The organism is Taibaiella helva (assembly GCF_003545695.1).
In the GTDB taxonomy this organism is placed as follows: domain Bacteria; phylum Bacteroidota; class Bacteroidia; order Chitinophagales; family Chitinophagaceae; genus Taibaiella; species Taibaiella helva.
Map to the genome: position 1 here is coordinate 48476 of NZ_QUZZ01000009.1, position 25036 is coordinate 73511.

The 25036-nt window shown below is 49.7% G+C and carries 20 protein-coding genes and 2 tRNA genes; 9 read left to right on the forward strand and 13 right to left on the reverse strand.

All coding sequences use genetic code 11. The features are described 5' to 3' along the window. The first annotated feature begins 5 nt into the window (after window positions 1-5). Both DZC79_RS14815 and DZC79_RS14820 read left to right on the forward strand, forming a co-directional pair. Complete coding sequence (locus DZC79_RS14815; protein ID WP_118952386.1) at window positions 6-3434, forward strand: hypothetical protein; 3429 nt, start codon at window positions 6-8, stop codon at window positions 3432-3434. 3 nt (window positions 3435-3437) lie between these two features. Next, a complete protein-coding gene (locus DZC79_RS14820; RefSeq protein WP_157977172.1) occupies window positions 3438-4172 on the forward strand; it encodes a hypothetical protein in 735 nt (244 codons plus the stop codon). A 73-nt stretch (window positions 4173-4245) separates the two neighbouring features. On the opposite strand, the gene DZC79_RS14825 is transcribed toward DZC79_RS14820, so the two are convergent. From DZC79_RS14825 to DZC79_RS14835, 3 genes are all read right to left on the reverse strand, one after another. Beyond that, complete coding sequence (locus DZC79_RS14825; RefSeq protein WP_118952388.1) at window positions 4246-5046, reverse strand: hypothetical protein; 801 nt, start codon at window positions 5044-5046, stop codon at window positions 4246-4248. Between the two features lie 190 nt (window positions 5047-5236). Continuing rightward, window positions 5237-6319, reverse strand: coding sequence for an NAD(P)-binding domain-containing protein (locus DZC79_RS14830; RefSeq protein ID WP_118952389.1), 1083 nt, complete (start codon window positions 6317-6319; stop codon window positions 5237-5239). Window positions 6320-6332: 13 nt separating this feature from the next. Further along, window positions 6333-7355 (reverse strand): LLM class flavin-dependent oxidoreductase, encoded by a 1023-nt coding sequence (locus DZC79_RS14835; RefSeq protein ID WP_118952390.1) that lies wholly within the window; start codon window positions 7353-7355, stop codon window positions 6333-6335. Window positions 7356-7723: 368 nt separating this feature from the next. On the opposite strand from DZC79_RS14835, the gene DZC79_RS14840 reads away from it, so the two are divergent. Genes DZC79_RS14840 through DZC79_RS14850 form a run of 3 tightly spaced genes read left to right on the forward strand, consistent with a single transcriptional unit; the run spans window position 7724 to window position 9731 of the window. Then, window positions 7724-8170 (forward strand): Hsp20/alpha crystallin family protein, encoded by a 447-nt coding sequence (locus tag DZC79_RS14840; RefSeq protein ID WP_118952391.1) that lies wholly within the window; start codon window positions 7724-7726, stop codon window positions 8168-8170. A 60-nt stretch (window positions 8171-8230) separates the two neighbouring features. Beyond that, entirely contained in the window at window positions 8231-8518 is a 288-nt protein-coding gene (locus tag DZC79_RS14845; RefSeq protein WP_157977173.1) for a hypothetical protein, read from the forward strand. Between the two features lie 22 nt (window positions 8519-8540). Next, window positions 8541-9731: a cation:proton antiporter gene (locus DZC79_RS14850; protein WP_198666903.1), complete on the forward strand. Its 1191-nt coding sequence runs from the start codon at window positions 8541-8543 to the stop codon at window positions 9729-9731. A 120-nt stretch (window positions 9732-9851) separates the two neighbouring features. Here DZC79_RS14850 and DZC79_RS14855 read toward each other — a convergent pair whose 3' ends face one another. From DZC79_RS14855 to DZC79_RS14865, 3 genes are read right to left on the reverse strand one after another with little or no spacing between them, the layout of a single operon-like run. Next, a complete protein-coding gene (locus DZC79_RS14855; RefSeq protein ID WP_118952394.1) occupies window positions 9852-10517 on the reverse strand; it encodes a ClpP family protease in 666 nt (221 codons plus the stop codon). Beyond that, a complete protein-coding gene (locus DZC79_RS14860) occupies window positions 10514-10765 on the reverse strand; it encodes an anti-sigma factor (protein ID WP_118952395.1) in 252 nt (83 codons plus the stop codon). Before DZC79_RS14860 ends, DZC79_RS14855 begins: the two co-directional genes overlap by 4 nt. After that, complete coding sequence (locus DZC79_RS14865; RefSeq protein WP_157977174.1) at window positions 10755-11261, reverse strand: RNA polymerase sigma factor; 507 nt, start codon at window positions 11259-11261, stop codon at window positions 10755-10757. The genes DZC79_RS14860 and DZC79_RS14865 overlap by 11 nt, the downstream gene beginning before the upstream one ends. A 515-nt stretch (window positions 11262-11776) precedes the next feature. Between DZC79_RS14865 and DZC79_RS21885 the strand changes: the two genes are divergently transcribed. From DZC79_RS21885 to DZC79_RS14880, 4 genes are all read left to right on the forward strand, one after another. Next, complete coding sequence (locus DZC79_RS21885) at window positions 11777-12031, forward strand: class I lanthipeptide (RefSeq protein WP_198666904.1); 255 nt, start codon at window positions 11777-11779, stop codon at window positions 12029-12031. A gap of 142 nt (window positions 12032-12173) precedes the next feature. Next, on the forward strand, window positions 12174-13334 hold the full coding sequence (locus tag DZC79_RS14870) for a lanthionine synthetase LanC family protein (protein ID WP_118952397.1): 1161 nt from the start codon (window positions 12174-12176) through the stop codon (window positions 13332-13334). Between the two features lie 3 nt (window positions 13335-13337). Next, window positions 13338-15518, forward strand: a complete 2181-nt coding sequence (locus tag DZC79_RS14875; protein WP_118952398.1) for a lantibiotic dehydratase family protein — start codon at window positions 13338-13340, stop codon at window positions 15516-15518. A gap of 27 nt (window positions 15519-15545) precedes the next feature. Beyond that, window positions 15546-16439 carry a thiopeptide-type bacteriocin biosynthesis protein gene (locus DZC79_RS14880; RefSeq protein WP_262607310.1) on the forward strand — a complete coding sequence of 298 codons (894 nt, stop codon included), beginning with the start codon at window positions 15546-15548 and terminating at the stop codon, window positions 16437-16439. Window positions 16440-16917: 478 nt separating this feature from the next. Here the strand turns inward: DZC79_RS14880 and DZC79_RS14890 are convergent, their stop codons facing one another. The 7 genes from DZC79_RS14890 to DZC79_RS14920 form a co-directional block, all read right to left on the reverse strand. Continuing rightward, window positions 16918-18366 carry an ATP-dependent nuclease gene (locus DZC79_RS14890; protein WP_118952401.1) on the reverse strand — a complete coding sequence of 483 codons (1449 nt, stop codon included), beginning with the start codon at window positions 18364-18366 and terminating at the stop codon, window positions 16918-16920. A 707-nt stretch (window positions 18367-19073) separates the two neighbouring features. Beyond that, window positions 19074-19159: transfer RNA gene (locus DZC79_RS14895), tRNA-Leu, on the reverse strand. 71 nt (window positions 19160-19230) lie between these two features. Continuing rightward, a tRNA-Gly gene (locus tag DZC79_RS14900) sits at window positions 19231-19306 on the reverse strand. A gap of 129 nt (window positions 19307-19435) precedes the next feature. Beyond that, window positions 19436-20065 carry a C40 family peptidase gene (locus DZC79_RS14905; RefSeq protein ID WP_118952402.1) on the reverse strand — a complete coding sequence of 210 codons (630 nt, stop codon included), beginning with the start codon at window positions 20063-20065 and terminating at the stop codon, window positions 19436-19438. Window positions 20066-20265: 200 nt separating this feature from the next. After that, window positions 20266-23403 (reverse strand): efflux RND transporter permease subunit, encoded by a 3138-nt coding sequence (locus tag DZC79_RS14910; protein ID WP_118952403.1) that lies wholly within the window; start codon window positions 23401-23403, stop codon window positions 20266-20268. 70 nt (window positions 23404-23473) lie between these two features. Next, the gene (locus DZC79_RS14915; RefSeq protein ID WP_118952404.1) at window positions 23474-23776 is read right to left on the reverse strand and encodes a DUF190 domain-containing protein; all 303 of its coding nucleotides are present in this window, start codon (window positions 23774-23776) and stop codon (window positions 23474-23476) included. Between the two features lie 165 nt (window positions 23777-23941). Next, on the reverse strand, window positions 23942-25015 hold the full coding sequence (locus DZC79_RS14920) for an efflux RND transporter periplasmic adaptor subunit (protein ID WP_118952405.1): 1074 nt from the start codon (window positions 25013-25015) through the stop codon (window positions 23942-23944). Window positions 25016-25036 lie beyond the last annotated feature (21 nt).

Below are 25036 nucleotides of genomic sequence, written 5' to 3' on the forward strand. Positions count from 1 at the left end.
TTCCTATGAGCAAAATATACCGCCTGCACAGCGGCGCCAGCGAAGCCGTGCTCGACTGGACGCAGGTCGACGGTTACCTGGATACCGCGGCCATCAACCAGATACCCGACAGCGCCGGCGCCAATGCCCGCACGCAGATCACTTCTATTCCCAGCCCCTTCGCCCGCATCGACCTGGTCAAAACGGCCTTTAAGCAGGTCGTGGCGGAAGGCAAGCCCGAGGGCATCAGCATCTTTCACAAGATCGTATCGGATACGCTGGATGTAGGCCAGGTCTTCTTCCACAGCACCAACCCGGACAGCAAGGTAGAGCTCATCGCCTGGAACCCAGGCTTGTCCTGGCGTTCGGGCAACCTTACCGAAGATGGCGAAAGTGACCTGGGACAGCTGCTGCGCTCGGATGCGCATCGCTTGTACGGCGAGACGCTGAAGATGTTCTTTGCACAGGATGCGGCTGAGTATAACTTCGACAAGCTGCAGCAGTTTTACCTGCTCAACTATAAGAATGGTCCGGGCAGGCTGAATATCATCGGCGGTACTTCACCGGCAACTTTGTTTTTCTCTTCGGCCAACAACCTCAGCTATGTAGACCTGCGGTATAAGAATGATAAGCTGTTCGATGAAGATTTCTGCCCCCTTCCCGAACGCAGCGAAGATTATATCCTGTTCCTGTATGCCCTGCGGGAAGCCATGCCCGGCTTCCGGACCGACTTTAAAGCCGTGGATGACTACCTGGAGCTGTGCCTGCAGTTCCTGGACCAGGCAACCCGGCAAAAGGTGCTGGCCCTGAACCGGGACAGCTACAGGCAAAGCTATGGCAGCATCGCGCTGGCCGGCGAGGGCAACCATCCCGAGATCCTTGGCTTTGAGCTCCGCGGGATCAAGACCGATCATGGTAAGCCGGAAAAGGAAAGCGACTTCGTGATCGCGCCCACGCAGGCTATAGAAGGTTTTCCGCCCTTGGTGCTGCCTGCCTATACTTTCAACGGCAACATGAACTATGTCGACGGGCGCTGGCCGGCACAGCTTAAAGCGCCTTTTTACGATGCAAGGCCTATGTCCGAACGGATGCTTCCTGGGCAGGAGATCCGCTATCCTTACCTTACCATCAGCGACTTCCTGGAGCCTTACCTGGTGCAGCTGCCCTTCGAGCCGGACGGGGAGCGGTTCTTCAACGGCCACCTGCCTTCGGGAAACCAGGAAGGCTACCTGCTGCCACTAACACCTTTATTCTTCCGCTATTTCCGTTCCTCAGATTTGCTGCAGCCCATGGCCGACGGTAACCGTATGCTGGAGCTGGAACGGCTTCCGGGCTTTTCCATAAAGGTAAAGTTGCGTGTGCCGGTAAAGAATGGCCGTTATATCGATATGGAGCGGATCTACGAAACCGATAAGGCCCGTGTAGGCCATACCTCTGCCAGTCCTGAACTGAATCGCGGCATCATACGCGCACAACAATTCAGCATGGCAATCTACCCTTTCGTCAGGCGCAGTACCGACGATCATGCGGTCTATACGGTCATGCTGCTTGACCATGATGAGGCGCAGGGCACACAGCCGCAGTACCAGCTGAAATACTATAAGGATACAGCACCCGGCAAAGAGATTCCTGTTAAGGCGCAGCGGCAGAAAAGCAATAAGCGCGAACACTTCATCGATACGGTGTACGATGTGGTGCTGTCGGAGTTTGATTATATCATGATCGACAATGGCAAGGTCAGGGGCTGCCTGCTGCCTTTGTTCCCGGTTAAGCCCGGTGTCTATAAAGAATATGCTTTTGCCGTCGATTTCGGTACCACCAATACGCATATCGAATACAACGTGGATGGCGGCCTGCCCCGGCCGCTGGATATTACGGCGGAAGACCGCCAGCTGGTTACCCTGCACCTGGCCAATGATGCGACCTACAACCATCTTACGGCAGCCCGCTTCGGCAAAGGCGCGACCTTGCTGCTGGAGCAGGTGCCTAAAGAGATGATGCCGCCTTTCGTCGGTCCGGATGAGCGCTATAAATTTCCACGAAGGACCGTGATCTCCGAAGCGACAAGCATCGACCTGGTACGGCAAACCTACCCACTGGCCGACTTCTCGCTGTACTGGCATTATGAAAACGGTATGCGCGACCGGCAGCTCCGGGCGCATACCAATCTTAAGTGGGGCAGCCTGATGGATGATAAAATGATCAAGCGGATAGAAGGCTATATCGCCAACCTGGTATTGCTGATGCGCAATAAGGTGGTACTGAACGGCGGCGATCTGGCGCGCACAAAGATCACCTGGTTTTATCCCACCAGCATGTCGGACGGGCGGCTCAACCAGTTTGAAAGCATCTGGAATGAGCAGGTGGAACGCTATATGGGGACGGGTATCGAAGCCACACACCTGCCGGAGTCCGTTGCGCCTTTTTATTTCTTCCGTAAGGAGAATGCTGTAGTCTCGGGCGATAAGCCGGTGATCAACATCGATATCGGCGGCGGCACTACCGATGTAGTCGTTTACCGTGGTGAAAGCATCATTTCCTATACCTCTTTCCGCTTTGCCGGCAATGCTTTATTCGGCGACGGCTATAATAACCGCCCTGCGGGCAATGGCTTTGTACAGTTCTTCGAACGCCGCTACCGGCCCGTGCTTAAGGATACCATACTGGCGCAGTACCTGCCCGAAGAGCGGGATATCGAGCGCTCGGATGAATTTGTGACGATGCTGTTTGGCCTGCAGCAGCACCCTGACCGGGGAGAGGTTTCTTTCTCCTTTACACAGAAGCTGTTTGAAACGGACGAGCTCAAGCTGGTGCCCCTCCTGTTTATCAGCAGCATCTTCTACCATGTGGCGCGTTACCAGAAAGCACAGCATGGCGAGCTGCCGCGCTACATCACCTTCAGTGGTACGGCTTCCAAGATGTTGCGTATCCTTGACCTGAGCAAAAACCTGAGAAGCATTACCCGCCTGGCCAACCAGGTATTCAACGATGTATTCGGCTCGGAAGCGGCAGACATCAAGCTGGTCGCGGCAGAAGGACCTAAGGAAGTTACCGCGAAAGGCGGCTTGTATCAGCCGGCCGCGCCGGCGATGTCCCGCTCGGTATGGTTTGGTATGGAAGATAGTCTTGGTCCGAAATCGCTAACCTACCGCAATGTATCGGAAGAGGCAGTGCGGGAGGCCGTGGTGAAAGAGCTGAACCAGTTCATCGACCTGTTTTTCAGCTGGAGCAGCAAGCTGGACTTTGCCAGCGAGTTTGCGCTGAACACCAGGCGCTTTGCGGAATTCAAGAAATTACTGAAGACGGATCTTGATATTTTCCTGGTCGAAGGGATTGAAGAGCTGAAGCAGGAAAGCAACCTGCATGAGGACGGCCCCATAAGGGAAACGCTTTTCTTTATGCCCCTGAAAGGTGTATTGAACCAGCTCGCTTTTTCCATCATTGAAAATAACTAAAGCATGAGACTGAGATTATGGATGGTTGGCATTGCCCTGCTTTTCGCATCCTGCGACAATGGAGCGGGGAATCAGCCGCTCCGCGCTGAGGACAGCTTCTGGACCGGCCCGCTGGCCTGCCTGCTGTATGGCGTGATAGCAGGCATGGTTACAGGAGCACTCTTGTTTCACCTGACAGGGGCTAAGCCTGAAAAGAAGGCTGGCAGCGACGACCGGGACAAGGAAATAAAAGAAGCCCGTCGCGCAGCAAAGCAGGCGGAGCAGGAGCTCGCAGATAGAGAAGTAACGTTATCCGCGGCTAAGAATGAATGCAGGGTGCTGCAGCGAAAAGTAGATGAGCTGGAACGGCTGATCCAGCCCGCCATCGCAGAGCAGACTATGGAAGAGACTGCTTCGGATCAGGTCGCAGCGGAGCGGACAGATCGCCATTACTTTCTCCAGCCCACAACGGACGGGCGCTTTACCCCGGCGGGCGCTGTAGCGCGGGAGGCGGATGCCTTATATGAGCTGCGGCTTTTACCCGGCAACAACGAAGAAGCCGCTCTTAGCTTTATTGATACGCCGGGCAATGTGGCGCTTGCTGTACAGAATGAGGCCAGCTGGATACTGGTGGCTTGCGAACGCAGCAATATTGCCACAGCCAGCACTCGTTCTATCCGCACCGAAGTGCCGGGCCGGGCAGCTCGGAAGGAAGGCGAGTGGGTGATCCTGCAGAAAGCCAGGATAACGTATCAGTAAGCCTGCTGTTTTTACAGAATCGCATGTGCTCTCTGCCGCCACAAATACCGGAGAATGCATTTCCTGTAAATCATTACCGCTCATTCCGGTTTTCACTGGTGTGATGAGCTAGATCGGCCATTTTTGCCTTATCAAAATGAAAGAACTGAGTTTTGTAGTATGCTTTCACACGAAAGAAGTCCCTGACACGATTGAAATTGATCTCTTCAAAGCACGCGTCAGGGGGTACGGGAATACAGATGGTTGAGGTTTCCTCCCCAGCTTCTACGGCAACGATTAAAAAGCTACCGAAAGATCTTTCGCAGAAAACGACGGTTAGCTTATAATTATTTGATAGTAATGGGATGTAGGGAGGAACGAAGTTGGTAGTGGTTTTGAACTTCAGCTTTGGCAGAAAGCTGAAGACGGAAAGCTCGCTTTTCAGCGCATCTTCGATAATACCTTTCACTTCATCAATGCTCCAGGCAATACCTTCGAAGACTGGCCGGATGACCTGCTTGGGTGGATAAGCATCATAGTAGACTACGGCCGAATGAGCAAGCATAAAAAAGCTTCCATCCGGATACGTCCAGAATATGGGAAGGTCACTGGGATTTCTAAAATCCTTTGTATGTTTTCTATATAGTCTCCACGCATAATACAAGCATCCCAGAGAGAGCAGCGCCAGCATGTTTGCGATTGCATTGCCTTGTATTAAGCTATCTCTGTTAGATTGGCTGTACGGGCTATGAGCAAGATTAATATTGGTGTAAATAGCGAATGGCACCATAATGATCGTCGTAACGATTGCGATGGTCAGATACAATTTCTGTGCCCTGGTTACATTCCTGATAAACGCTTTAGGGGTTACTGCGGAGTTTTGGTGTAGGTTCATGGAATTGAGTTTTGTGAAAATGGAATTGGATATGTTTAGATCACTGAAAACCGAAGTACTTTATGATTCATCAATGATTACATGTCAACAGGATTTTCTACAATCACTTGCACAAAATGATCCGATCATTTAAGTTCCTTTCCCCTCGCCAGCGCACATTTTCCGGGTGTATCCTTCCTTGTGTATTACATTATATCCCCAGGGTATTCATCAGCTCTCTTGCTGCCGCAGCGCCGGCGCGATTGGCGCCAATCGTGGATGCCGATGGGCCATAGCCGGCTAAGTGGATGCGGGGCTCTTTGGCGACCATGGTGGCCAGTCTTCCCGCCATTATAATACCTCCGTTTTCTTCGCGGGGCAATACCGGCTTTAAATGTTCCAGGGCGCTTTTAAAACCGGTATTCCACAGAATGACATCCGCCTTTTCTTCCCGTCCATCTTCCCATTTCACGCCATCTCTGGTGATCTCGCTGAACATGGGAAGACGATTAAGCACGCCTCTCTTTTTCATGTCGAGGACTTCGGGCGAAAGCGGCAGACCGGTGACGGAAACCACCGATAAAGGCGGTAATCCTTTTCTTACCCTTTCTTCTACCATCGCCACGGCATTATGACCGGCGACATCATCAAAGGGCCCCTCCCTGAATTCAGGCGGACGCCGGGTAACCCAGGTCGTGGTGGTCACTTTTGAAATCTGGTCCAGCAGCTGTATGGCGGAAATACCGGCCCCTACAACGATGACATGTTTGCCCTTAAACGCATCGGCTGTTTTAAAATCTCTGGTATGCAATTGCGTTCCCCGGAACAGATCAGCGCCCGGGTATTCGGGGACATAGGGATTCTCCCAGGTGCCGGTAGCATTGATAATGCCTGAAGAAGAAAATAGAGCTGTGGCAGAATCGATATAAAACTGCTCCTGGTGTCTATAGACCTTGTCAACTTTTAGCGGGCGATAGACCTGTATGCCGAATTGTTTTTCGTACAGATCGTAGTAATGCGGTACGGCTACATTCGCACGTACTTCAGCATCATGCACCCCAAGGGTTTGTTCGAAAGACATGCCGGGCAGATCATGAATCCTGTTGACCGTGCTCAGGGTAAGCGAAGGCCAGCGGTATTGCCAGGCGCCGCCGGGCTGTGGGGCTTCATCAAGAACGATAAAGTCCCGGCCGATGTCCAGGCCCTGTTTCTTTAAATGATAGGCAGCAGACAGTCCCGCCTGCCCGGCCCCGATCACTGCAATTCTGGTTTTGTACCTGATGTTACCGACCATCGCTTATCCCTGTTTATCGCCAGCCCAGTCCGGGCGCTACATGTTCCAGTATAGCAGAAAGCACATGCACATTATACGCCACACCTAAAGTATTGGGGATCGTTAAGAGAATAGTATCGGCTTCCCGTATGGCCTCGTCTTTGGCTAGTTCTTCGATGAGCCGGTCCGGAGCAGCAGCATAGCTCCGGCCAAAAATGGCCTGCCGGTTTCCTTCCAGGATACCTACCTGGTCGGCCTTGCCCGACTCCTGGCCGAAATAAAGCCGGTCCTGGTCGTTGACCAGGGCGAAGATGGACCGGCTTACCGAAACCCTGGGCGTATGCTGATGCCCCGCTTCCTTCCAGGCCTGCTTAAACAGGCGGATCTGCTCGGCCTGCTGTACATGAAAGGGCTTGCCACTTTCATCGAATTTCAGCGTGGAGCTTTGCAGGTTCATGCCCACCTGGCCGGCCCAGATGGCGGTAGCATCGGAAGCCGATCCCCACCAGATGCGCTCGCGCAAGCCCTGGGAGAACGGTTCCAGGCGCAGAAGCCCGGGTGGATTGGGGAACATAGGATTGGGATTGGGCTGAGCGAAGCCGGCCCCTTTCAATTGCTCGAAGAACTCCAGCCCTTTCCGGCGGCCCATATCCGCATCGGTTTCGCCTGCGGCCGGTTCATAGCCAAAATAGCGCCAGCCCTCAATGACCTGTTCGGGCGAACCTCTGCTGATGCCCAGCTGCAGGCGGCCGCCGGAGATCAGGTCGGCAGCGCCGGCCTCTTCGACCATATACAAGGGATTTTCGTAGCGCATATCGATCACACCCGTACCGATCTCGATTTTGCTGGTCCTGGCGCTGATAGCGGCGAGTAAAGGAAAGGGGGAGGCCAGCTGCCGGGCAAAGTGATGTACCCTGAAATAGGCGCCATCAATGCCCATTGCTTCTGCTGCTACGGCCAGCTCAATCGACTGCAGCAAGGTATCGCCTGCGGTTTTGGTGCTGTACGCCGGATGGTTTGCCCAATGCCCGAAGGATAAAAAGCCTATTTTTTTCATTTCTTTATTGGTTTTGGCCGTGATAGGATGGACGCATCATCGCTCTCAATGAGCAATAATGTGTAATGCCCAAATGTAGCAAATGCCGGCATCTTTGCAGCTATAGGGGTATAGAGACTGAATTGCGGATGTTTCTTATGCCAGCTTACGGAATATCAGGCATATCTGACGGGTATGTGCGAGGCGCGTGCGCCGGCGGTGAAGCGTATAGAAAAACATCGGGGAAAAAATGACAGAAAAAATGACAGAAAACTGAAAAAAAATCTGCCAAAGTCTTGCTGGTACAGCATTTGATCAGGTTATGGTAGAGCAGCGATCGCTGAAAATGCTCATCAATTATTGTTAACTAACTTAAAAGGAGGTTGATTATGTCACTCATCAAAAGGAATGCGAATTTTCCATCATTCCCCGCGCTGTTCGATGACCTATTTAGCCGGGAGCTTTTTAACTGGAACAACAGTAATTTTTCCGCCACAAGCACCACGGTGCCTTCGGTTAATATCAGGGAGACCAATGACAGCTTCGAAGTAGAGATGGCGGCTCCGGGCATGGAGAAAAAAGACTTCAATATCTCTCTCGAAGGAAATACCCTTACCATTGCCTCTCAAAAGCAGCATCGGAAGGAAAACGATGAAGGAGGCTATAGCCGCAGAGAGTTCAGCTACCAATCTTTCCAGCGAAGCTTTGAGCTGCCGAAAGAAGTGGTGGATGACGAAAAAATTGCGGCCCGATATGAAAATGGCTTGCTTCACCTTACCATACCGAAGAAAGAAGAGGCTAAGAAGAAAGCGCCAAGGTTAATTGAAATTGGTTAACATCCTAAAGGCCCGTTTTTACGGGCCTTTTCTGATTATCAGTTTTAAAAATGAATGGCTATGAACGAAGCATTTGGCATCGTCGTGGACATGAGGGTCTGCGACGGGTATATCGAGTATTGTCGTTTTTTCATGAATGTGGGCAAAGACGTTGCGCAGGACACCTTTGAACAATTGCTTGGTCTGTATGACCAGGGTAGGGACTTGCCCTTACGCATCAGCCTGGTGAGGCTGAATGAGCTCCCTTATGAGATTTTACAAGTTAAGTATTGCCGGCTTGACGAGCTGGCCTGGAACTGCCGGGTCATCACCCGGGAAATTTTTAAGTTTTATAACCTGGAGCCGTAAGTAAAGCAATAAGCCGGATTTTATGAACGAATTCCTGTTTCCATTGAGCCAGATGTGCCTTTTCATCCTGGCGTTAATGGTGCTGCTCCGAAGGGTGAAGCAGCCTTATATGGCGGCCTATATGCTGGCAGGTGTTGTGCTTGGGCCGCATGTTTTTAAGACGATCACACAGGTACATGAAATTGAAGCGATCGGAGAGATAGGCATTTTGCTGCTCATGTTTTTCCTGGGTATGGAAATAAATGTACCCGATAGCCGTAGCCAGCTCTCCCGGCCGATAACCATGCAGCTGATTAAGATCGTGCTCTCCTTTCTGTTCGCTGTTGTGATAGGCATACTTACCCGGTGGCCACTTATCAATATTATCCTGATAGCGTTGTTATTTATTTTTAACAGCACAGCCGTCGTTACAGAATATCTTCGTAAGAACGGTGAGCTGGCATCGCCTTTGGGTAGCAATATACTCAATATGCTGGTGTTCCAGGATGCACTGCTGGGGCCGGCAATGATCATACTTCAATTTTTAGGCAATGAAAGCGTTACTTTCGCCAGTCTTATATTGCCCGTGTTTATATCGGTCCTTGTGATGCTTTTATTTCGTTTTATCAGGAATCATCGAAGCATGCCATTGCTGTCGTTGTTCAGGAGCGTTGGCAGAGATCATGATTTACAGGTTTTCAGTGGACTGCTCATATGTCTGGGGTTTGGAGTGTTGGCTGAGCTATCAGGCTTAAGCAGTGCGCTCGGGAGCTTTGTGGCCGGCATCTTTATCGGGAGAATGAAAGCCTTTAGCTGGCTCGAAAAATCTCTGAAGCCGTTCAAAGTGTTTTTTGCCGCATTATTTTTCCTTTCGATCGGACTTCGCCTCGATCTCTCCTACATCAAAGCCGATTACGTGAATGTGCTGATCGGAACACTCCTGGTCCTGTTCAGCAACTGTTTCCTGTCGGCACTGGCTTTCCGGCTGCTGCAATACAATTGGCGGGAGAGTTTCTACGCCGGCGCCTTGTTGTCACAAACCGGAGAATTCGGCATACTTGTGCTGTCGCTTGCTTACAAATCGCAGATTATTGACTACGCGTTCTTTAAGACCGGTGTTGCCATCACAGCCCTGACCTTGTTGATATCCACCGTATGGATATCTGTTTTCCGAAGATTTTTTATCCGTTCGAAAAATTTTGCTGCACCCGCAATGATACAAAATCCCCGTTAGCGCACAAGCACCTCGTGTGTGCGCTTCTTTACACCATAAGTACGAAAAGTCCAGCAGGATTGCAGGTGCTACATCCTGGCCTTTCCACCGAAATCTTCCTTGATCATGAACTCCGGCAAGTTACGCCGGATGCTGCCTGAATCCTATAGCCTCCCGGTCCTTTCCCGGCGCCTGAAAATGAATTCTGGTCTGCACCTCGTCCAGTGCGATAAGGTCGTCGGTATCTCCCAGCACCTCATCGATAAAGCCATAATTCAGGGCCTCTACGGAGTTCATAAACCGGTCGCGGCGGAACAGCTCTTCTATTTCTTCCCGGGTGCGGCCGGAGTATTTTCCCATCAGGTGGAAGATCTGGTTCTGCAACCGTTCCTGCTCCTTATACGCGATGCGTACGTCCTCCGTATATCCCTTTGCGCCGCCGCCGGTCGGGTGCATATGGATGGTTGCGTGGGGTAGGGCATAGCGCTGTCCTTTCTGTCCCGCCGTCAGCAGGAAAGTGCTCATGCTGCCGCAGAAGCCCACCGCTACCGTGGCTACCGGCGACTTCAGCTTCAGCATGGTATCGTAGATAGCAAAGCCGCCATAGACGACCCCTCCCGGGCTGTTGAGGTAGAGCATGATGGGATTGTGGTTCTCGCTATCGAGGTACAGCAGCTGCGCTACAACCAGGTTAGCGACGTTTTCTTCTATCGCCGTTCCAAGGTAGACGATCCGCTCTTTCAGCAGCAGGCTATAGATATCGTAGGCGCCCCTGGTCGCGCTGTCGATGACGGTTGGAATGATCATATGATTTTTATTTGATGGACAAAATCGGGCTCGTTTAGTAGTAGCTGATAAATTTCTTCGAGCCGTCGCCGCTCTTCTTTCCTGGCATAGCGACGGATGAGTCGGTGAGCCGTGCGTTGTGACTCCACCTTTTCTGCGACGGCTTCATCCAGCAGCAGGCTGGCCTCAAATACCTGTTCCTCTTCTTTGCTGAGCCGTCCGAGCAGGTATTGGTCGATCAGGTATACCTCGTTCAGTTCACTGCGCATAAGCTTGTGTCGTTTTTATTTCTTCCCGCACCTTCTCAAGGCATTTGTATTTTTGAACGGTAGCCGACCGCCTGCCATTAAAGCCAAAGCGGTCGGCAACCTCCTGCATGGAGCAATGATCATAGTAGAATGCCTTTAGGAGCTCCATGCATTTCTTCCCGCTTCTTACCAGGGATTCCAGGAGGCTCTTCTCCCTTTCTTCTTCGTTTGGGTCTTCTGGTTCCGCCGCTTCGAATCCTTCGGGCAGCTCCGATATCGGCCCCTTGCCCCGCGTATGCAGCCAGCAGATCCTTGCCGTGCCCAGCAGGTAAGCCTTTGGTGAGGAATGAAGATTCAATTTCCCCGCTCTTTCTCTTTCCATATAGATCAGCAAAGCATCGTGAAAGGCGTCTTTCGCTTCTTCGGAACTCCCACCCATGCGCCGGATCATCCGCACAAAGTCGGGGAAGCTGTCTCTGTACAGACCGGTGATCGGGTCTTCTGATGGTCTCGTCATTGAGTGCCGTTTTACATAAGTGTATAAAAAGGTAGGATGATCACCGGGAAAACACAAAAAAATATACGACCGGCGGAAAATTGCCTTCCGGCTAGCTCAGGAAAGGCTATTTCTCTTGTAATCGCCGCCGGGAAATCGCCGCCAGTCAACAATAGATAGCAACTGCTTTTCCCATAAATTATTCATGGCAGGCGAATAACGTTAAAGCCTGTGCGGTAACCAGGCTAAAGCATGATGAAAAATATAATATACACAGGTAGATAAAGAAAAAGCCGGGTTTTATGAAAAAGCGGTTCGGGAACCAAAGCGGAATTTTGACCTTTACCTAAACTGCACGTTATGCAAAACGATATCTGACAGCGTTTTGCATTGATTGCGGTAACCGCTATCCGGGCTTAATACATGCAGAAAGCGATATAAAATACCAGATGCTCACGCTCATGTCTATTGAGCGTATCGCTATAAAACAGCCAATCTGGAAGGCTCATTATTCATTACCCTTTAAAACTTCTTTTATGAAAAAAAGGAAAATTCAAAAGCTAAGATTAGGAAAAGAAACGATTGCTCACCTGGATCAGCCTATGACCGACCAGGTCCTTGGTGGCCGTATGGCAGACATGGATGCGGGCCTCGCTCCTTTTCCTACCTGGGACGGGAATTGTACCCAGGGCTGTACCGATGGATGTTCCCCATTGCAGACCAGGTGGAACTGCTCCGCAGCAGATTGTACCTACAATTGCACCGACAGAGTTCCATTCTGTAGGCCGTAATTGTTAAAAGAATACAGCGAAGCTGCTAAAAGAAAAGCCTGTAACCATGGCAGAATAGCACTGTTGTCCAGTGCGTCACAGAAAAGGAAAGGGACTTCGGTAAAGTCTCTTTCCTTTCTTTAATACCAGTATTATTTACCCAATGTATGAAGATATATTAGAGGAGATTGCTACCGAACTGATCAGCAGCAAACAACTATACCAGAGTAATTATGGTTTGCTTTCCGGGCTGACCGGAAGCGCCCTGTTCTTCGAGGAATATGGCAAGCTCAGAAAAGACTATGCGATCCATGCAGAGGACTTCGTAGAAGAGGCTTTTTTATCCATAGCAAACAAGAAACCTTATGCGCCTTATTGCGCAGGTATTTCAGGCGCATGCGCCGGCATCGACTTCCTGTACCGGCATCAGTATGAGGATGACGAAATGCCGTTTGACTTTGTGGATGCCGAAATAGATGATTATCTATACCGGGCTTATACAGAATTGCTCCAAAAAGGGAACCTTGATTTCCTGCATGGCGCCGTTGGCATGGGCTTTTATTATCTTGAGCGGATAAAATCGGGACAGGGCTCCTTCAGGGAGCAGACCGACCTGCTGCTGCGCCACCTGCAGGAGCACGCTATATGGGAAGGAAAACATGTCAAATGGAGTCAGGGAGGAGAGGGTAAAGGCTTTAATATTTCTTTGTCCCATGGTATGTCCAGCATTATTGTCCTGCTCAGTAAGCTCCTGGAAAATGGGGGCAGCGACAAGGTTGATATTAAAGAGCTGTTACAGGGAGCCGTTCATTATATACTGGACCAGGAGATCGATGCGTCGCAATACGGTTCCCTGTTCCCCTATGCTTCAAAGGAGAACGGGGATATTAAAATGAGCCGCCTGGCCTGGTGCTATGGCGACCTCGGCATCGGTATCGGTTTGCTCAGCGCGGCAAAGGCATTGGCAGATCCCTCGCTGCAGCATAAAGCTTTGGCCATTTTCGATTTCTGTGCCAACCGGCGCGACCTTGCTGAAAATATGGTTTCAGATACCAGCATCTGTCATGGAACTTCGGGCATTGCTGTTATTTATCATGATCTGTACCTGAAAACAGGCAATCAACGATACCAGGAAACAGCACAGTATTGGCTGGAACAGACGGTAAAGCTTTACCGGGAAAAGAAGATCTTCTACCTGATGGACCAGGATCAATACGACACCCAAAGGATGAGCTTATTGGAAGGCAAAGCCGGTGTGGGTTTGGTGTTACTGAACGTTCATTTCAACGTTTCGTCCGGCTGGCCGGGATTTTTATTACTATAGTATATGAGCGGTCACTACAAGCCATTCGAAAAATTTCTTTTAAGATCTCCGGCGCTGCCATTCGATCGCCGGGAGCTGATTGAGCCTGATTTCTTTCATAATACCTTTTTCAAAGAAGCCATATATATTGCTTCCGGTGAGCTATGGGACGAAATGGAGAAATATAGGAAAGGTTATATCATCAGCGAGAAAGACAAAGGCAAAATAAACGATTCTTTATATAAATACTGGAAAAGAATAAGGACCCGGACCACGCCCTATGGTCTGTTTTCAAGTGTAAGCGCAGGCACGATCGGGGCCGGAAATACCCAGGTCCTGTTTAGCGGGCGGTTACGGAAAAATGCCCGCCTGGACATGGAAGTGCTCTGCTCATTGATACATAGCCTTGAGCAGGATAATGTCGTCGGGCAGGAGATCCTGTATTTTCCTAATGATACCTTATATGAGGTTCTGGACCGGGTACGTTATTTCGAAAAGGACTTTGCCAAAAACAGGTTTTTCAGGTATGCTATCGCTTCAGCCACGCACTCTTCCTACCTGAAAAAGGTCTTACGGTATTGCGGTAAAGGCTGCACGATCGGGGAGCTGGTTCTGTATATCAGGAAGATAGAAAAGGATGCATCCCCGGAAGACGCAACAGCATTTATACGGGAGCTTATAGAAGCCAACCTGCTCATTAGCGAGCTAAACCCCTGCCTCACCGGAACGGACATCCTGGATAAAACGATCGGAGTATTAGAAAGCCGGCACACAAAATCGTCCACGCTGCATACCTTAAAGGAGATCCGTAAAAAGCTGGACGGGATCAACAACGAGCAGGATAGCCGTGACAGCTATCAACAGATCATCAGGCACCTGGATGAGCTGAATATTACTTATAGCAGAAAGAATGTTTTTCAGATAGATCTATACCGGGAGACGGAAAAAGCCGTATTGAATGAGGAAACTGTTCAGGATATACTGTCTGCAATATTGTTTGTGACCCGGCTTGCACCGGTGAAGCGGAAAAGCGAAGCCCTGGAAACGTTCAAGAAGGTCTTCACTGAAAAATATGAAGAGCGGGAGCTTGATCTGCTCTTCGTTACAGATGCCGATACGGGCATAGGCTACCCGGTAAATTACAGCGGTGGACCATATACCAATGATCTGATCAAAGGTCTGAGCCTTCCCCGGAGCAAGCAGGCAGAGGGCGTGATAAGCTGGAATCCATTCCAGGAATTGTTGTTGAAAAAGATATTGGAGGCTTCGAGGGAAAATACGTCTGAAATTGTATTGAGTGATGAAGATATTGTGCCCGGTGAGCCTGCCGGGCTGTATCCTACTTTCTATTGCAACTTTGAGATTGTCGGCAATGACGGGAATCGTCCAATACTAAAGCTTAATACTTTCGGAGATCATTCCGGGGCCAACCTGATGGCCCGGTTCTCCCACACGCATGCCGATATTGAAAAGAGTATCAGGAGCATTGCTCAAAAAGAACAGGAATTGGAACCAAGACCCATCCTTGAAATTGTGCATCTCACCAATCCACGTATTGGGAATGTCGTGATCAGGCCGCAGATGAGGGACTACGAGCTGACCATTTTATCTTGTTCCGAACTGCCGGAAGCGCAAAGAATTCCGGTTTCCGATCTGACCATATCTGTAAAGAATGGTGCCGTTCTACTGAAGTCCAGGAAATTAAACAGGGAGGTAAAAGCCGTGCACACCAACGCTTTCAACCATAGCCTGTCCACGATACCTGTCTTTAACCTGCTCTGCGACCTGCAGTACGACAACGAATGCATCGAAGGCGCAGCGCTCCATCCCAATATAGCGCTCCCTTTCGTTCCCAGGATAAAATATAAGAATGTGATCCTTTCGCCAGCTACCTGGTATTTTACCCGTAAGGAACTGGAGTATTACTTCGAAGACCAGGACCAGGGGCTATCGGAGCAAGCCGGCCGTTGGCGGAAAAAGTACGGCATCCCCCGTTATGTGCTATTAGCGGAAGGGGACAATGAGCTGTTCCTTGACCTGGAAGATGGCAGGAACATAAGCTCCCTGCCTGCGCTTATCCGGAAAAATAATGCGATGACCTTCAAAGAATTTTTGTTTGATGATCAATGCGGTATTGTGAAGGATAACGAGGGTAAAATTTACAGGAATGAATTCAGCATTGCTTATTATAAAGATAAAGTATAAAGCAAGGAAAAAATGGTTGAGCAATATATGCCGGGCTCGGGATGGCTCTACTTAAAATTTTATGTGAGCCGGTCATTTGCAGATAAAATATTGACCCATGAGCTGTATAATACCATAAAGCAACTAAAGCGAAAAGGTTACCTGTCGGGCTTCTTTTTCATACGCTACACAGACCCTTATTATCATTTGCGTCTGAGGATCCGGTTGACGGATACGGATCATTACAGCCCTGTTTTGAGCGCCTTTCACGGGAAGCTACAAAAGTATACCGAAAGCGGGCTCGTCTGGAAAATACAGCTAGACACTTATTACAGAGAGATAGAAAGGTATAATATACACCTGATGGAGACCACCGAGTCGCTATTCCAGGTAGACAGCCGCTATACCATCGAAATGTTGCAATTGATTGGTCGCTATGGCAACGAAGATCATAAATGGAAAATCGGACTGAAAAACATCGATGCCTATCTCCACCTTTTTGACGCAAGGGCAGCGGACAGGATGGCGCTGATCAGAAGCATGAGTGACGCATTCCGGCTGGAATACCACTTTAATCCCAAAAACATGCGGGTATTAAATGATTCTTATAGAAAAAAAAGGAAGGTCGTTGAAAACATCCTTCAAGGTATTGACGAAGACCCTCTGATGCAGCAGTTATTTATGCTGCAAAAGAAAAGGGATAAGCAATTGTCCGGTATCGTGTGTACGCTCAAAGCATTGTGCAGCCAATACGGACTTGATCACAAGGACTATATCGGGAGCTATATCCACATGCATATAAACCGGCTGATCCCGGCCAATAACAGGCTTCATGAGCTTTTGCTGTATGACTATGTCAGGAGGTTTTATGAAAGTATGCTGGCCAGGGATATTCATGCGTCCAGATCAGCAAGCCCGGTGCACCCGGCAGCTATCTCCTGAAGATCCGATGAAGATAGTGCAACTTGAAGTACGGCAAACAAATATCACACCGGCTTTTCATCGAAGCTGCCTGATGAAGTTATCTTGGGATATTCAGCAGAACAGGCACAACACAAGGAGCAATGCCCTTAAATTGACATGGGCAATTGTCAGCAATGAGGATGTTACAGTGTATTATCTTGTAAAGAGAGTAATGCCGGAAAAGGCAGACTCGGTGAAGGTTGGAAAGCAATTAGACTTATTCCGTTTTGCGTAAAGATCAAGCGTTGCCAAATATTGGACAACCCTTGATCTCTTTGGAGTTATTCCTTCCGGGTAAATCGGCTCTGTTGATCCTGCAATGGCTGCTCTGAACTCAGCAACGAATTTAATCCGAAATGCGGGATATGCGAAGTAAGTGTAATAATAGGACATTAAGCAATAATTGCTTAATGGCTTAAAAAATCGAAATAAGCAGTTATGGGATACGTTTTTCAATTTACTCCAATTCGGAATTAATTACTGATATAATATCATCAAAGAAAGACAAGCCTCTCACATTTATATATTGGTTTATCGCAAAATGCTCTAACACCTCTTTAGGACAATGCGCCTTTGATGCAAGAAATTCAGAATAGGTGTGATGATCCAAATCTCCGGCGGTAGAGAAAATTTCTTTAACATCCAAATGATACGCCCTGCTTATTTCATCTTGAACTAGTGGGTCAAGAAAAACTTCTTTCTCAGGCGGCAGGCTACCGGGCAATTTATACAACTTAGCTTGTCTTTGATCACCTTTATCTGCGTCACGAATTGCTATTGCGCGATGCCCTACATTAATTAAATATTCCGTAAGTTGCCTAACTGCATTAGCGTCGCCGACCGCATAAATCCCAATAGAAGCAATAAGCTCGGGAGCCTTTTGTCTTAAAACTTCAATTAAAAGAGCCTTGGCAAAACGGTCTTCTACCAATACCTCTAATGCATGAGTATGACCGTTACTTAAAAGCGACTTAGCTCTGTAAGCACTGACCCTATCTATAATTTTTACACCATTTCTGTCACGTATTAAAAATTTTCTTCCTTCTGGGGGTAGGGCTTCCAACATTGTGCTTGAATGGGTAGAAAGAATTACTTGATGTCCTTTGCGATTACAAATATCCATTAAATATTTAATGAACTTATATTGGGCATCACCGTGGAGAGATGTTTCGGGTTCTTCAAGAACAAACAAGCTATTATTCGGCTCGTTTTCTAATAGGTCAATCATATAGAGCAGTCTACCTTCACCAAAGCCCATATTGTTTTCCGAGTAAGTGTAGCCATATCTTGATAGCATACCGATTTCATTCGTCTTTCCGTCTGCCTGCATACCCTGAAACCAAACTTGATCATAATCCGAATTCAGAATTTGCTTAACATGATTATGAATCTGGGGACTAATTTCTCTCCTTTCAGTAAGCTGCATTCTTGCATTGTTATACATTTTATTGCCCCTACTCTCAATTTTGGGAATGTAGGCTGCAAAACCAACGTAAAAACAGTGTCTTTCGGGTTGCCTTTTATACCCAGACCATTCCACTCTTTGCCGTGAAACTGTAAGATTTTGCAGTACAGGTGTATTTGTGGCGTACTTGTAAATAACTTTAGCATTCGCCGCAAAAGGTGCGGGATCTAAGCTGGCTGATTGTGGAAAAAAATCCTTTATATATTTTCGCTTATAAATCCGATCTGTGCTTGGAGTTCTGTACGCACAAACAGCGATTTGGCCTATTGAACTTTTACCCGCCCCATTGAATCCGCTAATTGCGGTAATAGGAAATTCAAATTTTATGGTTTCTGTTATTCCCCTAAATCCTTCTATAGACATTTCCGACAAAAAGGCACCAAAATTTCTATATATACTACTATTAAACTTGTTTAATAAATCTCTTCTTATATCTGACATAAAATTTTACCAATAAGTTACAAAGATATAAAATATTATATCCAGGTCTGATTGCTGTCAAATAAATACCGATCTTTGAAGCATCGATGCTAATATTTAAATTAATATAATGAAAACACCTTTCCCTAAAACCAATCAATTTGCATTTGTTGCTTTTCACTTAAACTCCTTATTAGACAAAGGCAAGTTTGAACGCATAGATGAAGTAAAGGATAGATGAACTGAACGTTCTACATGTCCTGAATAATAAATATGGGCTTGATTTTGATATGAGCCTCTACACACCTGAGTCGCATACTTCCATTTCATTGCATCGATTTTTTAGTGAAATAAATGATGTAATTAATGCGCGCGGAAAATTTGGTGTTGAGAAAAATGGGCTGTGCTTGTTGTTAGCCATATGTTTGGAGGGTGCACAACGATCAGACCCGAGTGGGTTAACCTATAAGCAAGTTATGGAAGACTGGGATAAAGAACGCTAAAGCTCTGATGCTATTGTTAGAAACGATATAGGATGTTGTACCTGTGTTGTACCAAATGAAAAAAGCCTTTTAGCTAAAATGCTAAAGGGCTTTTCTGTCTTGTGGTGTGGGCCGGGGTCGAACCGTCAACACATGGATTTCAGTCCTTAAGCTGGAAAATTCGATTTGTTCGACCTATGTTCGACCCAACAAAAAAACCGATCCATTCGGATCGGCTGTAAGTTGTGCCCCAGGCGGGACTTGAACCCGCACTTGCATTGCTGCAAACGGGATTTTAAGTCCCGCGTGTCTACCAATTTCACCACCAGGGCGGTCATCATTGATTTTGAAATGCAATGATAAAAAAAAATTCCAAACTCTGTTAGGAGCCTGGAATTTTCTGTGGAGCAGAAGACGAGATTCGAACCCGCGACCCCAACCTTGGCAAGGTTGTGCTCTACCAGCTGAGCTACTTCTGCATTCGTTTAAAGAACTGTTACTGTGTTTGTTCCGCTTTGGGATTGCAAAGGTAACTACTTTTTCAAATCCACCAAAAAAAGGAGGCAGAATTTTTAAAGAATTTTTTTTGGCATACAAACCTGCCCAGCTTAGCCCATTCGGCCGGCGCCGGCATAGTAGCGCGTCCAGTAAGCATCGCCAAGGTCGCTGATCACCACACCCTGGCTTACAGAGGCATGCACAAACTTACCATCGTACAGGTACACGCCCACATGGGAAATGCGCTTGCCATGGATCTTGAAGAACACCAGGTCGCCTTCCTTCAGCTCGTCCTTGCGCACCGACAAGGCGCTGGCAAATTGTTCGATCGAAGTACGGAACAGGTCGAGGCTATACACATCCTCGTATAGCTGACGGGTAAAGGCCGAGCAATCAATACCGGTTTTGCTGGTACCGCCAAAACGGTAAGGCGTGCCATACCACTCTTCAATAAAAGTATACAGGGATTTATTTCTCTTTTTGCCTTCCTGGATATTGCTCCGGGAAATGCTGGGCTGCTCTGCAGTCTCCAGCTCTTCAGGTATAGAACCGATCTTGCGGTATACCTGCTTCTTTTGGGTAAGTTTAACATTGCTGCTACCGCCGGCAACCGTGATCCCGTCAATAAATTCGGGTTTCGCGGAATTCCCGGCCGTTGCGCCCATAGGCTTTGGTGCGGCACAGGAAGCCATAAAAATCAATGCGATGCATGTCGATAAGATAGTAGTTGTCTGCTTCATTTCGGCATGAATTTGGGCAAAGATAAAAAAATATCTGAGGGGGCAAAATTTGCCCGTTTTGTGGTGCCATGTAAAGAAGCTTGCCCATGCTTTCCTTATTGGCGCTTATTTTCCTGAAGGTATGCTTTTGAAAATGATCGCCGGGCCATCGTATCTCTGGTTCTTTACCTGCTGTGCAGGCCCGGCGATCATTTCCTGTTTTAATGTTCTCCCGGCGGTTTCTCTTCCCGCTTGCCTTTGTTGACGAGGAAGAATAAAGGCGGCAGCAATATGGGGGCGAAAATAAGCGTGCTGGTCAGTCCGCCGATGATCACGGTAGCCAGCGGCCGTTGCACGTCGGAACCGATACCCGAAGAGAAAGCTGCAGGGAACAGGCCGATGATGGCCACGATCAATATCGACAGCAAAGCCCTCAGCTGTTCCTGCGCGACATGCTGCACTTCCCTCGCCCTTAAGCCGTGGTCGCGGTACATCAATCGTCTGAAGGCCGAAACGACCAGCACACCGGCCATTACGCTGATGCCAAAGATGCTGACGAAGCCCACGCCGCCCGATACATTGAAGTAATAGCCGCGCAGCAGCAGGGCTACGATACCGCCGGCCAGCGCAAATAAGATACAGCTCATGGTCACGAGTGTATGCTTCAGTTGCCGGAACAGCGCGAACAGCAGCAAAAACACCATCACTATGGTCAGCGGGATAGTAAAGGCGAGCTGCTTGCCCGCACGTTCCAGGTTTTCATACTGGCCGCCGTACATGATGCTGTACCCCTTGGGTACCTGTATGGCCTTGCCTATTTTTTCCTGCACCTCTTTTACAAAGCCGCTCTGGTCGCGGCCATGTACATTGGTGCGTACCGTTATCATACGTTTGCTGCCGTAGTGGTAGATATTGGTCTGGCCTTCTACGTAGCTGATGTCGGCGAGCTCGCTCATGGGTACCAGGGCGCCGGAGGCCGAGGTCACCTGCAGGTTACGGATCACATCGATGTTGTTGCGGTATTGCGGCAGGTAACGTACCACGATGTCGTAACGCTTGGTGCCATCATACAGCACAGATACGGCTTTACCGCCGATAGCGGCTTCGATCATGTTCTGGATATCGGCCACGTTGATGCCGAAGCGCGCCGCATTCTGCCGGTTGATGTTGATCGACAGCTGTTCCTGCGGCCCTTCCTGCTCGATGTTCACCGCATCGGCGCCCCCGGTCTTCGATACGATATCGGCGATCTTATACGCCTTCTCCCGCATCATGCCCAGGTCGTCGCCCACCACAGATATAGCCAGATCGGCGGCGCTGCCGTTTACGATCTCCATTACCTGGTCGATAATGGGCTGTCCCGAGGAGAACTGCACGGCAGGCAGCTGCCGCTGCAGGTCGTTCTTGATCTGCTGCACCAGGTCTTTCTTCTTGATCGTATCGCTCCACAGGCTGTAATCTTTGAGGCCCACCAGTATCTCGTTACGGTTGGCCGGGAAAGGATCCGTACCATCATCGTTGCGCCCGCTCTGCGTGATCACGAAAGAGATCTGCGGATATTTGGCTATGATCTCCCTGATCTTAGGCGCATTCTTCGCATTCTCCTGTATCGTTACCCCGGCAGGAAAATTACCGCGCAGGAAGATCGAGCCTTCATCGAGTGTAGGCAGGAACTCGCTGCCCAGCTTGCCGCCCAGCAGCACCAGCAGCAGCACCAGCCCGAAGCCCGCAAAGACCACGCCTTTGGGGCGGCGCATGATCCAGGCAAGGGTCTTGCCATAGGAACGCTCCATAAAGTTGAGGATAATGTTCTTCGGCTCTTTCATGGGCTTGTCCGGGTTGGACAGCGCTTTGCGGTAAGCAAAGGAGATGAGCACCGGAATAAAGGTCAGCGCGGCGATCATACTGCCGATCACGGCAAAAGCCAGCGTAAGCGCCATCGGCGAGAACAGCTTGCCCTCCACACGTGTCATCAGCAGGATGGGCATATAAGCCAGGATAATGATCGCTACGGAGAAGAAGATCTCGCGGCCCACTTCCTGGGCAGCCAGCAGGGTGATCTTCACAATGCCTTCTTTCTTTTCCGCAACGGTGGCCGTTCGGTATTTCCGGATCAGGTGCTCCGTCATCACGCAGGCGCCATCCACGATGATGCCGAAGTCGATCGCGCCCAGCGATAGCAGGTTGGCGGGGATGTGTGCGATCTGCATCAGGATAAAAGCAAAAAGCAGGGCAAAGGGAATGGTGAGGGCCACCACCAGCGCGCTGCGCACGCTGCCAAAGAAAAAGATGAGCAGGATGATCACGATGCTCACCCCTTCCAGCAGCGTTTCGCCCACCGTGTGCAGCGAATGGTCGATGAGGAAGCTACGATCATAGAGCAGGCGGATCTTCACTCCTTCCGGCAGCTCATTCTCCTTGATGTCGGCGAGCTTTTCCTTCAGCAGCTTCAGCACATCGGTGGGATTCTCATAGCGGCGCATAAGGATGATACCTTCCACCCCGCCGGTCACATTGATGGCTTCGTCCTTAATGGTATAACCCATCACGCCGCTGGGCGGCGGGGGCTCTATCTCTACAGTGGCCACATCGCGCAGGTATACCGGAATACCATTTACCGATTTTAATACGATGCTTTCGATATCACTTTCTTTCTTCAGCGCGCCGAGACCGCGAACCGCAAAGCCTTGTCCGCCGCGGTCGATAATGTTGCCGCCCGTATTCTGGTTGTTCTCCTGCACCGCCTTTTCCAGGTCGGCGATGTCGAGGCCGTATTTACGCAGCTGGTCGGGCGAAGTGAGGATGTGGAATTGCTTGAGCGGGCCGCCGAAGGTGGTTACATCCGCTACGCCCGGCACTTCCAGGATATGCGGCTTGATCACCCAGTCTTGCAGGTCGCGCAGCTGTGTAGCGCTGTAGGTAGGCGGGGCTTCCACCACATAGCGCAGGATCTCGCCTACGGCAGTGGACAAGGGCGCCAGCTCGGGCGCTACACCATCGGGTAGCTCGGCGGTTTGCAGGCGTTCCATCACCTGCTGCCGGGCAAAGTAATCGTCGGTACCATCCTTAAAGGTAAGCTGCACCACACTGAGCCCGAAGATGGTACGGCTGCGCCGGTCCATCACATTGGGCGTGTTCTGCAGCGCCCTTTCAATAGGTACGGTCACCTGTTGCTCCACTTCTTCGGAAGCACGGCCGGGATACTGCGCCACCACGATCACGTTGGTGTCGGCAATATCGGGATAGGCTTCTATCTTGAGCTGGGTAAAGCACCAGTACCCGATCCCCATGAGCGCGATGGCCAGTCCGACCACCACCCAGCGGTTCTTCATGGAGAAGATCAATAAATTGCGGATCATCTTCTGCTAGTATAAATAAGTTGAAGGCAGCAGGCCGTATATTACCGTTGCCTGCCCCGTTGTTAAGCGTTTAATTGAATAGTTCCACCTGGCTGGTAACGATAAAGCCACCTTTTACTTCCTTCCGTAGCTCGGTCAGCACGCGACGCACTTTCTCATCCTCATCAATGAATACGATCATGGCCGGAGGCTCGTCGAAGCTGAACATACGATCAGGATTTTTGAGCTGCTGGTTAGCGCCGAAGCCCATCTGGCCGCGGAACATGGTTGCGCCCATAACGCTGTGGCGCAGCAGGAATTCCAGGATGAATTCATACAAAGGGCCGGAACCCTTGAACGTATCTTTATCAATGAAGATCTGTGCCTGTAGCATGGGATGTTAGTATTAAGTATTGGGTATTGAGTACTGGGTATTGGGTACTGAGTAAGTATTGGGCATTAGGTATTGGATATGGACCTTGAACTTTGGAATTTAAACTTTGGATATTAACCCTTGGAATTTGGATTTTGGGATTTGACCCCCGGGATTGACATCGTTCTAGTATCCGAAAGAAAGGCCTTTCAGCTGCATCACGCCGCTTACGGCCACCGATTCCCCGGCCTGCAAGCCGCTATAGACAATGACCCTGTCGCCCAGCTGCTGACCGGTATTCACTTCCCTCCGCTCAAAGCGGATACCCGATTTTTTGACGAACACATAGTTCTTACCTTGTACGGTTACCAGGCTGGTAGCGGGTATCGTATTGTTGTTCCCTTCGTTAATGCCAAAGCCCACCATGGCGAACATGCCGGCTTTGATACGGTTGTCGGTATTGTTCATCGTGACGCGTACCTTGACCATGCGGGTGCTGTTGTCAATCACATCGGCAATATTGTCGATGCTGCCCCTGAACTGTTCGTTGGGAAAGGACGAGAACTTCAGCGTGCAAACCGTTCCTGCCTTGATCTTGCTGATCTGGTTCTCGGGAATATCGCAGGTGATGTAGACGTTGCCCGGTCCTGCGCTGCTGAGCGCTCCCGGGTTGAAGCCGCCCGACTTCAGCAAAGCCTCGTGCTCCATAATGCCCGCCTGCTCGGTATTGACTTCGCTTTGTGCCATCTTCAGCTCGCTTTCGGCAAGCAGCAGGTCGGTCTTGGCGTCGCTTACATCCTTGCCGGTACCGGCGCCATGTGCGGCCAGGTCTTCATAACGCTGCACCTCGATCTGCTTCTGCTTCACCACAGCCGCTTTCTGCGCCACAATGTTTTTCTTCTGCGTAATGTTGTTCATGTTCTGCGTGAGCTGGCTGTAGGTGCTGGCCAGGTCGGGGTTGTCGAACAGGATCAGCTTGCCTTGCGAGGAGGAGACTACCGCCGCCGCCACCTTGCCCGGCGCCGACATCTCGGCAGTTACATCGCCGGTACCTACCGCTTCCGTTTTAAAGAACGTGTCGACTGCCGGATCGGGGATCTCGATACTGATGCCGTTGTTGCTGACCACCGGCGACAGGTTCCTGACCTGGGTTGTACTTTCCTTATGCTTGCAGCCCAGGAGCCCGGCTGTGATTAGCAGCAGCAGAACAAAGGTCTCCGCATTTCGTCTGCTGCTTTGTATTCCTGATTGTATCCTCATCGGTAAAAAATTGTAATTGTG